We start from the raw sequence: 14180 nt of genomic DNA on the forward strand, positions 1-14180 counted from the left end.
GTAACACCGAACAGCCCTCCCCCCGGTAACGCAGAACAGCCCTCTCCCGGGCACACAGAACGGCCCTCTCCCGGGGGCGCAGAACGCCGGCGGACCCGCGTGGCCCGCCGGCGCAGCACGCGACCGGCTCTTTCATCGGCGCGCGCCGGCACGTCGACGCGCGCCGATTCTTTATGGACGAGCCCCATTCCTGGGATAATCGATGCGAATTTTGATTACCCAGGGTCAGCGTCCGGTGACGCGAAAGCCGGACCATTCCGGAAATCCGGAAAGAAGCATTTCCCGTCTCACCCGTTGACTCCGCCGTAAGTGAGACGTACCTTTTATTGCATCGCCCATCGCGGGCAAAACGGGAGTGACGTTCCTCCCTGCTTCTCCGTAAGAAGGAGCTCGCGGCGAAACCGCCGCCTCCGACGCATGTCTTCCCGCACCACTCTTGCGCTACTCCATGTTCCGCACCAGTGAAGGGATCTGTCATGAACAATGTCGGTTCGGAAATCGAAGAGACGCCGCTCAGCGCGTCCGGCACGCCGGACGTGACCGGGTTCGTCGACCTCACCCAGCACGAGATCCAGGCCCTGAAGACCCGGTGGAACCTCGCCGACGCACACACCCACCAGCGTCAGTCGGCCGGCCAGGACAAGATCGTCTCCCGCCTCCCCGACCTGTGGTACGAGGCCGAGGAAAACCAGCAGGCGTATTTCGAGCGCCGATTCATCGACGCCTTCTTCCGGCTGCACAGGCAGCCCACCGCAGCGGCCGCCGGCAAAACCTGGCTGTCGTATTCGGCCAGCGTCTCCACAATGGTCGCCGCCATGTACCTGATGCAGCGGAACATGTCGGTCGGCCTCATCGAGCCGTGCTTCGACAATCTCGTCGACCTGCTCAAGCACATGCAGGTCCCACTCACCGCGCTGCCGGAGGAGTCGCTCGCCGATCCGGCCCGCATTTACGCGAACCTGAGCACGCTGGAAACAGACGCGCTCTATCTGGTCGACCCAAACAATCCGACCGGATTCAGTCTCCTGCAGTACGGGATGGACGGATTCCGCGAGGTCATCCGCTACTGCAAGGACCACGGCAAGCTGCTGATGCTCGACCTGTGCTTCGCGTCGTTCGCGCTGTGCGACGAGAAGATCGGGCGCATCGACATCTACCAGCTGCTGGAGGAGTCGGGCGTCTCGTACATGGCGCTGGAGGACACCGGTAAGACCTGGCCGGTGCAGGACGCCAAGTGCGCGATGCTGACGGTCAGCGACGACATCAAGGAGGAGGTCTACAACATCCAGACGGCCGTCCTGCTGAACGTCTCGCCGTTCGTCCTCAACTTCCTCACCCAGTACGTCGAGGACTCCATCGAGGACAACTTCGCCTCGGTGCGCGACGTCATCACCGACAACCGGGCGATGGCCGTCAAGGCCGTCGAGGACACGATCCTCGAGTACGTCGAGCCCGTGGTGAACACGAGCGTCGCGTGGTTCCGCATCAAGCCGGAGGACCTCACCGCGAGCGAGCTGCAGCAGCGGCTGCTGGAGGACGAGATCTACGTGCTGCCCGGCACGTACTTCTACTGGAACGACCCGGCCAAGGGCGAGCGCTACATCCGCGTCGCCCTCGCCCGCCGGCCCGGCACCTTCGCCTGCGCCATGCACCGGATGCGTGAGGTGCTGCTCGGCTATGAGCGATAAGCCCTTCCTCGACGCCGCCCTGTTCATGGGCATGCACAGCCGCGACGACGACGTCCGGCGGGGGTGCAAGCGCTTCTTCACCGAGCGCCTGTCCGGCGGCCACGTCCTGATGAGCCTGGAGCACGTCGGGCGGTGCGACGACCTGGTCTGGCGGTACCCCCGCAAGGCGCAGGACGAGTACTACCCGTTCATGGACAACCTCCACTCCGACATGGCCATCGACCGCATCGGCTACGACGAGCAGGACCTGCGCCTCGCCCTCGAGGCCGGGGTGCTGTCGGACCTTCCGCTGCACGAGCGGCTGCTCGTGGCGATGGCGATGCGCCGCGACACGGTCGTGGTCACGGCCAGCCCCCGGCTGAGCCTGCGCCCCGACCTCCCGGTCCGGCCGGTGGAGCCGGCGAAGCCGGCCGACGACGAACCGGTGTTCCCGGCGCCGCTGGAGCGGCTCTACGAGCGGTCCTTGGCCCTGCGAGTCGACGTCGACGACCTGTGAGGTGACCCGTGTATCCAGCAAAGCACTCGGGGACGATCGTCCCCATGGTCACGCCCCTGACCGAGGCGGGCGAGGTGGCCGAGCCGAGCGTACGGCGGCTCGTCGAGTCCCTCAGGAGCGAGGTCACCGGGCTGATGCCCGCCCTGTCCACCGGCGAGGGGTGGAAGCTGTCGGATCGGCAGTGGCACGACGTGGTCGCGTACACCGTCCGCCACGCGGACGGGCTGCCCGTCCTGGCCGGCGTTCAGTCGCCGACCACCGAGGAGGTGATCGCCAGAGCGAAGGAGGCCCAGGCCCTCGGCGTGGCGGCGATCGCCGTCACCACCCCCTTCTCGCCGGACCTCACGCAGGAGGAGATCTACGAGCACTATCGGGCGATCCGGGAGGCCGTGCCGGTCCCGCTGTTCGTCTACAACGAGAAGGCCCTGTCGGGCAACCAGATCGAACTGGACACCCTGGTGCGCGTCTGCGCCCTGCCCGGCGTCGTCGGTATCAAGGAGTCCAGCGGGTCGGCCGAGTTCACCAGGAAGCTCGTCGCCGCGGTCCCCGAGATCCCGGTGTTCGAGGGCTGGGAGAACCTCCTGCACGAGGTGACGGGGCCCGGAGGGGTCGCCGGGTTCATCGGTCCCCTGGCCAACCTGGAGCCCGGCCTCGCCAACGCCATGCTCGCCCAGCCGTCCGAGCGACGGCAGCGCGAGATCGACGCGACCTGTGAGCGGTACGGCCTGTTCAACGACGACTGGTACCGGCACCTGAAGAAGGAACTGCACCGCCGCGGGGTCATCGACACCGACGCGGTCGTCGAGGAAGCGGGGTGAGCGGGATGTTGGAGGTCCGGCCCGGAGACTCCGCCCAGAAGCGGCTCTACGTCTACAACCGCTCGGTCCTCACTCCCGAGAGGTACGCCGAGCTGTGCGAGATCGAGCGCGACTGGGTGGTGCGTCTCGCCGCCGAGCACGAGGAGCGCGCTCCCCGCTTCGGGTTCCGCATCGAGCTGATCGACGCGCTCCACGACCTGCTGGCCAAGGAGCAGGCCAACCCCTCCGGCGACGAGCGGTTCCTCGCGGAGGAGGCCACCCTCGACCAGTTCAAGACGGTGGTCGCGGAGTTCGCCGTCGACGGCCTGGTGGAGTCGCAGTCCCACCTCGGGATCCTGCGGCGCCTGCCGTCGAAGGCGCGCATGGCCGTGCTGCGCGTGCTCATCGACGAGTTCGGCTGCGGCAACGACGACATGGAGCACTCGCGGCTCTACCGCGACCTGGTGACCGAGCTGGGCATGCCCGCCGACCTGGAGCACTACGTAGACCTGGCCGGGGACGCCAGCTTCGCGTACGTCAACCTGTTCCACTGGCTGGCCGACCGGGCGCCGGCGCCGGAGTACTTCCTCGGCGCGTACGCCTACTTCGAGGCCAGCGTGCTGTACGCCTTCAAGCCCTTCGCGGCCGCGGCGAAACGGCTCGGCATCAGCAACGACCGGTACTACACAGAACATTTGTACATCGACAGCTTCCACTCCAAGCAGATGCAGACCGCGATACGTGCGCTGGGCGAGCACCGCGAGGTCGACCTGGCGAAGGTGTGGGCCGGCGTCACGCTGACCAGCGCCGTCATTGCGGAGGCCACGGAGGCGGCGGTGGACAGGGCGAGGAAGGTGCCCGCATGACCGACGACACGGGCCGGCCTGTCTCGCTGCGCCAGATCGCGCCCGACCTCCTGCTCATCGAGGTGGCGGGCAGGCGGGTGCTGACCCAGGCGGAGTGCCCCCACCGCAGGGGGCGGCTGCGCTACGGCTACCTCAACGGCCGGACGCTGCGGATCACCTGCCCGCTGCACCACTCCACGTTCGACCTGCTCACCGGCCGGCAGGTGGCCGGCCCGCCGTGCGGGTCGCTGCGCGTCACGCTGCTGCCCGAGGACGCCGCGTCTCCTCGGTCGGCGGCGGAGGCGGCGGCGTACGCCGAGGCCGTCCGGCCCGAGGCGGGTGCTCCGTGACCACCCGCGAGCTGCCCGCCCAGGTCACCGGGCAGAGCACCGGGCAGAGCACGCGGGTGGAGGCGCACGGCGTCGACCGGATCCCGGACGGCGAGCGCACCGCCTCGCCCCGCGAGTTCCTGTGGATCTGGCACTCGGCCCAGTTCTCGTTCGGCACGGTGGTGCTCGGCTCGGTGCCGGTGAGCTTCGGCCTGAGCTGGACGGCCTCCGTCACCGCGATCCTGGTGGGGCTGCTGATCGGCACGGCGGTGTTCGCACCGCTCGTGCTGTTCGGCAAGCGCACCGGCGCGAACGACGCGGTGTCCAGCGGCGCCCACTTCGGCGTGCGCGGCCGGGTCGTCGCCAACGTCATCACGATCGTGGTCGCGATCGGGTTCTTCTCGATCGCGGTGTGGACGGGCGCGACGGCCATCCTCGCGGCCGGCCAGCGGGTGCTCGGCACCCCGGCCGGCCCGGCAGGCCTCGCCGTCACGATGCCGCTGATGGCACTGGCCGTCGTTGTGGTCGCGGTGTACGGATACGGCGCGCTGCTGGCGACGTACAAGGTCATGACGGTGATCGGCGGGCTGGTGCTGCTGGCGCTGGTCGTGGTGCTGCTGCCCGGTTTCGACCCGGCGTACGCGGGCGGGCCGTATGCGCTTGGCGACTTCTGGCGGACCTGGCTGCTGGCCGTGTCCTTCAGCGCCACGCTCCCGGTGTCGTACTCGACGTTCCAGGGCGACTACAGCCGTTACCTGTCGCCCGGGGTCCGCGACCGGGCGGCGGTGGCGTACAACGGCGCGGCGATGTACGTGAGCAACGCGCTCGCGCTCGTCGGCGGCGCCTACGTCACCACGATGCTGAAGAACGGCTCGGTGCCCTGGATCCTCGGGGTGGCCGACGCCGTGCCCCGCTGGTTCACGGTCGTGGTGATCGCCTTCGGGTTCGCCGGCACGCTGCCGCAGGCGGCACTGTGCCTGTACGCGGCGGGGCTGTCGGCCAATTCCATCCTGTGGCGGATCCCCCGCGCCGCCGCGACGTGGCTGATGTGGGCGCTCGGCGTCGCCACCCTCTATGTCGGGGCGATCGTCTTCGACGCCATCGAGTCGATCTCGACGTTCGTGCTGATCCTGCTCGTCCTCGTCTCTCCGTGGACCGCGATCATGCTGGTCGGGTTCGCCCTGCGGCGGGGCCGGTACCACCCCGAGGACCTGTACGGCTTCGCCCGGCCCGGTCACCGGGGCGGCTACTGGTTCACCGGCGGGTTCAACCTCCGGGCTCTGGGGGCGTTCGTCCCCGCGGTGGTCCTGGGGCTGCTGTTCGTGGACAACACGATCTACACCGGCCCGTTCGCCCGCCTGGCGGGCGGGGTGGACCTGAGCTGCCTGGTGCCGTTCTGCACGGCGGCGCTGCTCTACGCCGCGCTGTGCCGGCTGTTCCCCGAGACGGCCGTTCCGACCGGAGGTGATTCGAGATGAACAGAGATCCGCGGCTGCCCGGCTCGCCCGACACGATCGTGGTCTTCTCCGACCTCAACTGCTCCTTCGCCCACCTGGCCGTCTACCGCCTGCACGAGGCGCGCCGGCGGCTCGGCCTGGAGGGACGGCTGTGGTTCGACCACCGCTGCTTCCCGCTGGAGCTGTTCAACCGGACGGTGAACGAGCGCCCCGGGGTCGACTCGGAGGTGTCGGTGGTCGGCGCGCTCGACCCCGGCGCCGGCTGGCGGCTGTGGCAGGGGCCCGACTGGACCTACCCGGTCACGATGCTGCCGCCCCTGGAGGCCGTGCAGGCGGCCAAGGCGCAGAGCCTGCACGCCTCGGAACAGCTCGACCTGGCGCTGCGCCGGGCCTTCTGGGCCGAGGGCCGGTGCATCTCGCTGCGGCACGAGATCCTCGACGTCGCGGCCTCCACCGGGGCGGTCGACGTCGGGGCGCTGGCCGAGGCGCTCGACGACGGCCGCGCCCGGCGGGCGGTGATGGATCAGTTCGAGTCGGCCCGGCACGGCCGGGTCGACTGCAGCCCCCACGTGTTCCTGTACGACGGGACCGACGTCGCCAATCCCGGCGTGCGGGCGCGGTGGGTCAACGGCGACTTCGGCGTGGGCTTCCCGGTCATCGAGGCCGACGACCCGACCGTCTACACGGATCTGCTGGCCAGGGCGGCCGAGCTGATCTGCGAGACGGCGGCCTGACGACCCGCCGTCGAAGAGAGGGCGCGGGCCCGGCGAGGGGGCTCGCGCCCTCCGCGTGCCCGCGCCTCCTCGTGCCCGCGCCCTCCGCATGCCTGGCGCGGCGCAGGCACATGCCCGGGGCGGGGGCGTGCCGGGCCCGGCGGCTGTATACAGGTCCACGTGAGGTTGGACGAGCTTGATCGCGCCATAATCCGGGCCCTTGTCGAGGACGCCCGGGCGACGTACGCCGAGATAGGCGCTCAAGTGGGGCTGTCGGCTCCGGCCGTGAAGAGGCGGGTCGACCGGCTCATCGCCAGCGGCGCGATCACCGGCTTCAGCGCCCGGGTGGAGCCGTCGGCCCTCGGCTGGACCACCGAGGCGTACGTCGAGCTGTACTGCCGGGGCAAGACCTCACCGGCGGAGATCGGCATGGCCGTGTCCCGGCACCCGGAGGTCGTCTCCGCCTGCACGGTCACCGGCGAGGCCGACGCGCTGCTGCACATCCGCGCGACCGACGTGCGGCACGTCGAGCGGGTGATCGAACGCCTGGCGGCCGAGCCGTTCGTGGTGCGCACCAAGAGTTCGATCGTGCTGTCGCGGCTGATTAACGGATCGCTGCAAAACGGGTGAAGGACGCAACCGATCCACAGGTGATCGCAACGCGGGCGCATTGGATTGTCGCCTTCCGATTCCTACGCTGAAGTCCCGTTCACCCGGTTTCCCGCTTGGAGTCGACGATGACACTCGCGCCCGCCACCGAGACCACGGAAAGTGGTCGTACGGGTACGTTCCGGCATTTCCTGATGTGCCGGCCCGAGTTCTTCACGGTCTCGTATTCCATCAACCCGTGGATGCATCCCGAGAAGGGCGCCGACACGGCCAGGGCGTTGCACCAGTGGGACAGCCTCCGGCAGGCGTACGAGGCGCTCGGCCACCGCGTCAGCCTGATCGACCCGATCGATGGCCTGCCGGACATGGTGTTCGCCGCGAACGGCGCGCTCGTCGTGGACGGACGGGTCTACGGAGCGAGGTTCGCCCACCCGGAACGCGCCGCCGAGGGCCCCGCCTACCTGCGGTGGTTCGTCGAACGGGGATACGAGACACTGGAGGCGTCCTTCACCAACGAGGGCGAGGGCGACTACCTGACGCTCGACGAGATGATCCTGGCCGGGACGGGCTTCCGCACCGACGTGGCGGCGCACATGGAGGCCCAGGAGTTCCTCGGCCGGCCGGTCGTCACGTTGCGCCTGGTCGACCCGAGGTACTACCACCTCGACACCGCCCTGTTTCCGCTGGACGGCCACAACGTGGCGTACTATCCGGAGGCGTTCAGCGAGGGCAGCAGGAAGGTGCTGCGGCGGCTGTTCCCCGACGCCGTGATCGCCACGTCCGCGGACGCGGAGGTGCTGGGCCTCAACGCGGTGAGCGACGGCCGCAACGTCGTCGTCAACGCCGAGGCGACCGGGCTGATCCTGGAACTCAAGCGCCGTGGCTTCGAGGTCGTCCCGGTGGACCTCGGCGAGCTGCGCAAGGCCGGCGGCGGGCCCAAGTGCTGCACCCTCGAGATCCGGCCGAACAGGGAGATTCGATGAACAGCGAGGAACTGATCCGGCTCAGCGAGAGCCACAGCGCGCACAACTACCACCCGCTGCCCGTCGTGATCAGCTCGGCCGAGGGCGCCTGGGTCACCGATGTGGAGGGCAAGCGGTATCTCGACTGCCTGGCCGGCTACTCCTCGCTGAACTTCGGCCACGGCAACCCCGCGATCCTCGCGGCGGCCCGCGAGCAGCTCGACCGGCTGACGCTGACCAGCCGCGCGTTCTACCACGACCGGTTCGCCGCGTTCGTGACCGGCCTTTCCGAGCTGTGCGGCAAGGACATGGTCCTGCCGATGAACACCGGCGCGGAGGCCGTCGAGACCGCCGTCAAGGTCGCCCGCAAGTGGGGCTACGAGGTCAAGGGCGTCGCCCCCGACCAGGCCAACATCGTCGTGATGGAGGACAACTTCCACGGCCGCACCACGACCATCGTGGGCTTCTCCACCGACCCCGAGTCGCGGGAGGGCTTCGGCCCCTTCTCCCCCGGCTTCCGGATCGTCAAGTACGGCTCGGCCGAGGCGGTCAGGGAGGCGATCGACGAGAACACGGTGGCCGTGCTGCTGGAGCCCATCCAGGGCGAGGCCGGCGTGCTGGTCCCGCCGGACGGCTACCTGGCCGCGGTCCGGGAGATCTGCACCGACAACAACGTGCTGTTCGTGGCCGACGAGATCCAGTCGGGCCTCGGCCGCACCGGGGACACGTTCGCCTGCGACCACGAGCGGGTCGTCCCCGACCTGTACGTCCTGGGCAAGGCCCTCGGCGGCGGCGTGGTCCCGGTCTCCGCGGTCGTCGCGAACAGCGACGTCATGGGCGTGATCGGGCCCGGCCAGCACGGCTCCACCTTCGGCGGCAACCCGCTGGCGTGCGCCGTCGGCGACGCGGTGATCGGGCTGCTGCGGACCGGCGAGTACCAGGCCAGGGCCCGCGAGCTCGGCGCGTTCCTGCACGCGCGCCTGGCGGACCTCGGCCCCGGCGTGGTGGCGGTGCGCGGGCGCGGGCTGTGGGCGGGCATCGACATCGACCCCTCGCTCGGCACCGGACGGCAGATCAGCGAGGCGCTCATGCGGCGCGGCGTGCTCGTCAAGGACACGCACGGCTCGACGATCCGCCTCGCGCCGCCCCTCGTCGTCTCCCGGGACGACCTGGCCTGGGCGGCGGACCAGCTCAGCGCGGTGCTGCGGGAGGCTCGGGCCTGATCCGCACCGCGTCCTGATCGCCGGTGTCGGTGAACCACGTCACCGTGGCCTCCCCGGGCGCCAGGTCGATGGCGGTCATCATGTTGGGGAACCAGGGTCCCTTGCTGATGCGCCACCGCAACGGCGGCCGGGGAAGGCCCCCGGCCCTGGCCAGCACCCCGCCGAGCACGCCCGCGAGCCCGAACGACGCCACGATGTTGGCGAAGCGCAGGGTGCGGCTCAGCGGGTTGCGGATCGGCGAGCAGACGACCTGGTGGACGCGCCCGCCGCCCCGGCGCCGCACGGACGCCATATAGGAGTAGTGGACGTCGCCCGACAGCAGCAGGACGGTCGCGGGCGGCCTCCCCCGGCCGCCCGAGGCGACCTCCAGCACCACCTGCGCGAGTTCCTCGAACGACCGGCGGAAGGCCCCCCAGTGCTCCAGGTCGAGAAACTGCCGCACCCGCTCGCCCCACCGCGCCGCCCTGCGGCCCCAGATGCCGTCGCAGACCGCCTCGTTCCAGCTCTCCACGTGGTGGATCCCCGCGGGCAGCAGGATCGGCAGCGAGGACCCGACGAGCAGGTGGTCGAAGTCGCCGGTGGCGTGCTTGTCGAACCAGTCCCACTCCCCGGGGTCGAGCATCCGCCGGCGTCCCGGCTCCAGCACCCGGGCGCTGCGGCTGTCCAGCACGATCAGCCGGGTGCCGCCCAGGTCCCTGTGGTAGCTCCAGCGCACCGAGTCGGGCTCCTTGTCGGCCCGCCGGGCGAAGGTGTCCAGCGCCTCGTCGCCGCCGCCTGCCCGCAGCGCGGCGAGCACCGGATCGGCCGCCCGCTCGGCCGGCGGCAGGTTGCCCAGGTGCTGGTAGACGTAGTAGGAGCCGAGCGCGGAGACGATGCGCCGCTCCCACCAGGGCACCTCGGCCATCTGCTCGCGCCAGACGTTCGAGGTGTTCCAGTCGTCCCTGACGTCGTGGTCATCGAAGATCATCAGGGTGGGCACCGTGGCCATCAGCCAGCGGACCGGAGGGTCGGACCACGCCTGCCGGTACAGCTCGGCGTACTCCTCGAAGTCGACGACCTCCTCGGGTCCTTCGTCCCTGCGCCCGGCGATGAACTCCTTCATGTCCGGCGTGAGCTCGTCGGCGTACACCTGGTCGCCCAGCAGCAGGATCAGGTCGGGCCGCTCGTCCGGCGACTCCATCAGGCGCATGCCGTACGCCCGCAGGACGTCCGGGCCGTGCGTGCGCACGTACGGCTCCTCGTGCGGGACGCTGGTGCGGCAGGAGCCGAAGATCAGCCGGTCGAGGCGGGTCAGCGGGTGGATCACGCTGGGCGGCAGGCCCTCTTCCGGCCACACCCGCCGGTCGTCGAGCTCCACCTCGTAGGCCACCGGGCCCTCGATGCCGACGTCGAGCAGGGCGTAGTGGTGGCCGTGCACGGTGAAGGTGCGCTCCTCCGAGCAGGCGTCGCCGGCCCGCACGCGGACCGTGCAGGGCTCGGAGGTCTCCACCCAGACGGTCGCGGCGGCCGCGTCCACGTGGCGCAGCAGCGGGCCCAGCACAAGTTCCGGCACGAACCCTGTCTACTGCAAAAGGGCGGCAAAGCGCGACTTGCGCCCATCCGTCCACCGCCGTTCACGGGGCGCGCCACCTATGCGCCGGAACGGCGAAATTCCGCCCGCCGATCTCCGTATTGGCCTATATCGCGATCACCCGGTCCACGGTTTGATCCAGATGTCGCTCCTCCCGGTCCGCCTTTCGCGGCCGTCAACGACGACGGCACGCGGGGTCCGGGGGACGGCCACCCTTCCGACAGGAGAACAACAGAATGACCATCACGGACTTCCCGACAACGGCGTCGGGGGTTCGGTCCCCGATCCCCGACCTCCATGGCCCCTCACTGGGTGAGCGCGCCCTCGCCGCCGCCCGCTTCCAGCTCGCCGAGGCCTCCCGCTTCCTCGGTCTCGACGACGGCATGCACCACATGCTCGCCACGCCCCGCCGCTCGCTGACGGTCTCCGTGCCCGTACGGCGCGAGGACGGCCGCCTGGAGGTGGTGCAGGGCCACCGCGTGCAGCACAACCTGTCGCGCGGACCCGCCAAGGGCGGCATCCGTTTCCACCCCGCCACCGATCTCGCCGAGGTCACCGCCCTCGCCATGTGGATGACGTGGAAGTGCGCCCTCGTCGGCATCCCGTACGGCGGGGCCAAGGGCGGCGTCGCGGTGGACCCGGCCGCGCTGACCACCCGCGAGCTCGAACGCGTCACCCGGCGCTACGTCAACGAGATCCTGCCGCTCATCGGCCCGGAGAAGGACATCCCCGCGCCCGACGTGGGCACCGACGAGCAGACCATGGCCTGGATCATGGACACCTACAGCGCCAACGCGGGCTACTCGGTCCCGGGCGTGGTGACCGGCAAGCCCACGGCGCTCGGCGGCTCGCTCGGCCGCGCGGGCGCGACCTCGCGCGGGGTGCAGATCGCCGCGCTGCAGGCGCTGGCCCAGATGAGCAGGGCGCGATCCCCCGAGGGCGCGACCGTGGCGGTGCAGGGCTTCGGCAAGGTGGGCGCGCTCGCCGCGCAGTACCTCGCCGACGCCGGCTGCCGTGTCGCGGCCGTCTCCGACGCGGGCGGCGCGGTCGTCCGCCTCTCCGGCCTCGACGTCGCCGCGCTGCGCGCCCACGCCGCCGAGACCGGGTCGGTCCACGGCTACCGCGATGCCGACCCGCTCTCCCGCGACGAGCTGCTCGAACTCGACGTGGACGTGCTGGTGCCGGCCGCGCTCGAAGGCGTGATCACGGCGGACAACGCGCCGCGCGTACGGGCCCGCCTGGTCGTGGAGGGCGCCAACGGGCCCACCACGCCTGAGGCCGACCTGATCCTGGCCGGCAACGGGGTCACGGTGGTCCCCGACATCCTGGCCAACGCCGGCGGGGTGATCGTGTCCTACCTGGAGTGGGTGCAGAACACCCAGGCGTACTCCTGGAGCGCCGGAGAGGTCGAGGTGAAGCTCCGCGACCTGATGGAGAACGCCTACCGGGCGGTCGCGGACCTGGCCGCGGAGCGTGACCTCACGCTCCGCCAGGCCGCCCACGCGATCGGGGTGGGGCGGGTGGCCGAGGCCCACCGGATGCGGGGCCTCTACCCCTGACGCCCCTCTGAGACGGCGACGACGACCGCCTCCCGGGAATATGCGGCTTCCGGGAGGCGGTCAGGCCGTCGCCGCCGTGTCCGTGGCGGCCAGCACGATCTGTTCGCACAGCTCGTGGGTCACCAGGGCGTCGTCGGCCGTGAGGATCCGGCCCTCCCGGACCGCGGCGAGGAACTCCCGGCAGATCTGCTCGATGCCGCGCTGCCGGGTCGCCGGGACCCAGTCGCCACGCCTCGTGAGGACCTCGTCCCCGGCGAGGTCCACCACGTCGCCGAGGTTGACGACCCGCCGCTTGCCGCCGCCGCCCATGACCTCGCAGGTCTCCTCGGCCGCTCCGCTGGTGCGGCTCATCACGCCGACGGCGGTGAACCCGTCGCCGCCGAGCGTCAGCACCACGTGTTCGAGCAGGCCGTCCCGCACCCTGGTTCTGATCGTGGTGTCGGTGACCGGCCCGGGGGCGAGGAAGCGCAGCGTGTCGGCCACGTGGACGAAGTCGTCGAAGATCATGGTCCGCGGATCACCGGGCAGGTCACGCCGGTTCTTCTGCATCACGATCACGTCGCGCGGCAGGCCGCGCAGGGCCGCGTACGCGGGGGCGTGCCTGCGGTTGAACCCGACCATCAGCGACCTGTTCCGCTCGCGTGCCAGCCGTACGAGCCCGGCGGAGGCGGCGGCGTCGTAGGCGAGCGGCTTGTCCACGTAGACGTGCACGCCCGCCTCCAGCAGCGTGGTCACGATCGGGACGTGCGCGCTGGTGGCCGCGTGCACGAACGCCGCGTCGATCCCGGCCTCGGCGAGGCCGTCCACGGAGGTGAAACGCGCGCCGATCCGGTACACGTCGCCGAGCCGGTCGAGAGCCGCCCGGTCGCGGGTGCACAGCAGCGGCTCGATGCCCGGCGTCGCGGCCAGCACGGGCAGGTACGCCTTCTCCGCGATGTCTCCCAGGCCGATGATCCCGACTCTCATGCCGGGGAGACTATCGCCGTCCTTCCGGCGCTTTTCAGCGCCCCCGCCACCACGCCACCGTCTCCTTCACCCCGTCCTCGACCGGCGTCGGCCCGAACCCGAGGACCGCCTGGGAGGCGGAGGAGTCGAGCACGTACGGCCGGTCGAACTGATAACGGGTCTCCCCCAGCTCGCGCAGGAACGGCGATACGAGGCCCCCCGCCTTCAGCGTCCACGACGGCAGCCGCCGCAGGCGCGGCGCCGGGGCGCCCGCGGCCTCGCACACCATCTCGGCGAACTGCCGCATGGTGAAGGGCGGCGCGGTCGGGACATGCCAGGGCCGGCCCCACGCGCGCTCCTCCCCCGCGGCCGCCGCCAGCGCCCGCACGACGTCGGGCAGGTACGTCCAGCTGTGCGGGATGTCGGGGTCGCTCACGACGGTGGCGGGCTTGCCCGCGAGCAGGGGCTCCAGGAGCCGCGGCCCCACGTACGACTGGTCGGACGACCGCGGCCCGTAGTAGTCCGAGCCGCGCACCTCGGTGACCCGCACCCGGCCGGCCTCGTGGGCGGCCCGCATCTCCTCCCACATCCGCGCCCGGACCATGCCCTTGGTGCCCGTCGCGGCGAGCGGCAGATCCTCGGTCATCGGTCCGTCCACCGGCCCGTATCCGTACAGGTTGCCCAGGGTGACCAGGACGGCCCCGGACGACTCGGCGGCGGCCAGCAGCGAGGCCGCGATCGGCGGCCAGTCCAGGGGCCACCGGTGATAGCGCGGGTTGGCGCAGTTGTAGAGCGCGTCGGCCCCCTCGGTGAGCCGCCGCATCACGGCGGCGTCGGCCGCGTCCGCGGCGACCCGCGAGATCCGCGGACGCTCCGGGCCGGAGCCCGAGCGGGTGACGAGGGTCACCTCGTGCCCGCGCTCCGCCAGCGTCTCGGCGAGGCCGCCGCCGACCTGTCCCGATCCGACGATCACATGCCTGCCCATCA

14 protein-coding genes are annotated in these 14180 nt (G+C 70.9%); 11 read left to right on the forward strand and 3 right to left on the reverse strand.

Annotated elements, in window-relative coordinates; all coding sequences use genetic code 11:
- Nucleotides 1-476 precede the first annotated feature (476 nt).
- The 10 genes from HHX35_RS03260 (at nucleotide 477) to rocD (ending at nucleotide 9119) form a co-directional block, all read left to right on the forward strand.
- A complete protein-coding gene (locus HHX35_RS03260; protein WP_182897488.1) occupies nucleotides 477-1688 on the forward strand; it encodes an aminotransferase class I/II-fold pyridoxal phosphate-dependent enzyme in 1212 nt (403 codons plus the stop codon).
- Nucleotides 1678-2184, forward strand: a complete 507-nt coding sequence (locus tag HHX35_RS03265; protein WP_182897489.1) for a DUF6190 family protein — start codon at nucleotides 1678-1680, stop codon at nucleotides 2182-2184. The genes HHX35_RS03260 and HHX35_RS03265 overlap by 11 nt, the downstream gene beginning before the upstream one ends.
- 8 nt (nucleotides 2185-2192) lie before the next feature.
- Entirely contained in the window at nucleotides 2193-3002 is an 810-nt protein-coding gene (locus tag HHX35_RS03270) for a dihydrodipicolinate synthase family protein (RefSeq protein WP_310738874.1), read from the forward strand.
- A 5-nt stretch (nucleotides 3003-3007) separates the two neighbouring features.
- A complete protein-coding gene (locus tag HHX35_RS03275) occupies nucleotides 3008-3847 on the forward strand; it encodes an iron-containing redox enzyme family protein (protein ID WP_139579571.1) in 840 nt (279 codons plus the stop codon).
- The gene (locus tag HHX35_RS03280) at nucleotides 3844-4176 is read left to right on the forward strand and encodes a Rieske 2Fe-2S domain-containing protein (protein ID WP_182897491.1); all 333 of its coding nucleotides are present in this window, start codon (nucleotides 3844-3846) and stop codon (nucleotides 4174-4176) included. Before HHX35_RS03275 ends, HHX35_RS03280 begins: the two co-directional genes overlap by 4 nt.
- A complete protein-coding gene (locus tag HHX35_RS03285; RefSeq protein WP_220504909.1) occupies nucleotides 4173-5633 on the forward strand; it encodes a cytosine permease in 1461 nt (486 codons plus the stop codon). Before HHX35_RS03280 ends, HHX35_RS03285 begins: the two co-directional genes overlap by 4 nt.
- The gene (locus HHX35_RS03290) at nucleotides 5630-6346 is read left to right on the forward strand and encodes a DsbA family protein (RefSeq protein WP_182897492.1); all 717 of its coding nucleotides are present in this window, start codon (nucleotides 5630-5632) and stop codon (nucleotides 6344-6346) included. The genes HHX35_RS03285 and HHX35_RS03290 overlap by 4 nt, the downstream gene beginning before the upstream one ends.
- A 159-nt stretch (nucleotides 6347-6505) precedes the next feature.
- Nucleotides 6506-6955 carry an Lrp/AsnC family transcriptional regulator gene (locus HHX35_RS03295; protein WP_030506266.1) on the forward strand — a complete coding sequence of 150 codons (450 nt, stop codon included), beginning with the start codon at nucleotides 6506-6508 and terminating at the stop codon, nucleotides 6953-6955.
- A 107-nt stretch (nucleotides 6956-7062) separates the two neighbouring features.
- Entirely contained in the window at nucleotides 7063-7917 is an 855-nt protein-coding gene (gene ddaH, locus HHX35_RS03300) for a dimethylargininase (RefSeq protein ID WP_182897493.1), read from the forward strand.
- Nucleotides 7914-9119 (forward strand): ornithine--oxo-acid transaminase, encoded by a 1206-nt coding sequence (rocD, locus tag HHX35_RS03305; protein WP_182897494.1) that lies wholly within the window; start codon nucleotides 7914-7916, stop codon nucleotides 9117-9119. Before ddaH ends, rocD begins: the two co-directional genes overlap by 4 nt.
- Here rocD and HHX35_RS03310 read toward each other — a convergent pair.
- Nucleotides 9088-10671, reverse strand: a complete 1584-nt coding sequence (locus tag HHX35_RS03310) for an alkaline phosphatase D family protein (protein ID WP_182897495.1) — start codon at nucleotides 10669-10671, stop codon at nucleotides 9088-9090. The genes rocD and HHX35_RS03310 overlap by 32 nt on opposite strands.
- Before the next feature lie 254 nt (nucleotides 10672-10925).
- On the opposite strand from HHX35_RS03310, the gene HHX35_RS03315 reads away from it, so the two are divergent.
- On the forward strand, nucleotides 10926-12248 hold the full coding sequence (locus tag HHX35_RS03315) for a Glu/Leu/Phe/Val dehydrogenase (RefSeq protein ID WP_182897496.1): 1323 nt from the start codon (nucleotides 10926-10928) through the stop codon (nucleotides 12246-12248).
- Between the two features lie 60 nt (nucleotides 12249-12308).
- On the opposite strand, the gene HHX35_RS03320 is transcribed toward HHX35_RS03315, so the two are convergent.
- Nucleotides 12309-13214 (reverse strand): Gfo/Idh/MocA family protein, encoded by a 906-nt coding sequence (locus HHX35_RS03320; RefSeq protein WP_182897497.1) that lies wholly within the window; start codon nucleotides 13212-13214, stop codon nucleotides 12309-12311.
- A 34-nt stretch (nucleotides 13215-13248) separates the two neighbouring features.
- Nucleotides 13249-14178: an NAD-dependent epimerase/dehydratase family protein gene (locus HHX35_RS03325; protein WP_182897498.1), complete on the reverse strand. Its 930-nt coding sequence runs from the start codon at nucleotides 14176-14178 to the stop codon at nucleotides 13249-13251.
- Between the last annotated feature and the right edge of the window lie 2 nt (nucleotides 14179-14180).

The organism is Microbispora sp. H10830, assembly GCF_014161375.1.
GTDB classification, from domain to species: domain Bacteria; phylum Actinomycetota; class Actinomycetes; order Streptosporangiales; family Streptosporangiaceae; genus Microbispora; species Microbispora catharanthi.

Bases quoted from the DNA above. Each gene is read 5' to 3' on its own strand.
- HHX35_RS03260 (WP_182897488.1), top strand. From the start codon at position 477: ATGAACAATGTCGGTTCGGAAATCGAAGAGACGCCGCTCAGCGCGTCC.
- HHX35_RS03265 (WP_182897489.1), top strand. From the start codon at position 1,678: ATGAGCGATAAGCCCTTCCTCGACGCCGCCCTGTTCATGGGCATGCAC.
- HHX35_RS03275 (WP_139579571.1), top strand. From the start codon at position 3,008: ATGTTGGAGGTCCGGCCCGGAGACTCCGCCCAGAAGCGGCTCTACGTC.
- HHX35_RS03280 (WP_182897491.1), top strand. From the start codon at position 3,844: ATGACCGACGACACGGGCCGGCCTGTCTCGCTGCGCCAGATCGCGCCC.
- HHX35_RS03290 (WP_182897492.1), top strand. From the start codon at position 5,630: ATGAACAGAGATCCGCGGCTGCCCGGCTCGCCCGACACGATCGTGGTC.
- ddaH (WP_182897493.1), top strand. From the start codon at position 7,063: ATGACACTCGCGCCCGCCACCGAGACCACGGAAAGTGGTCGTACGGGT.
- rocD (WP_182897494.1), top strand. From the start codon at position 7,914: ATGAACAGCGAGGAACTGATCCGGCTCAGCGAGAGCCACAGCGCGCAC.
- HHX35_RS03315 (WP_182897496.1), top strand. From the start codon at position 10,926: ATGACCATCACGGACTTCCCGACAACGGCGTCGGGGGTTCGGTCCCCG.
- HHX35_RS03320 (WP_182897497.1), bottom strand. From the start codon at position 13,214: ATGAGAGTCGGGATCATCGGCCTGGGAGACATCGCGGAGAAGGCGTAC.
- HHX35_RS03325 (WP_182897498.1), bottom strand. From the start codon at position 14,178: ATGGGCAGGCATGTGATCGTCGGATCGGGACAGGTCGGCGGCGGCCTC.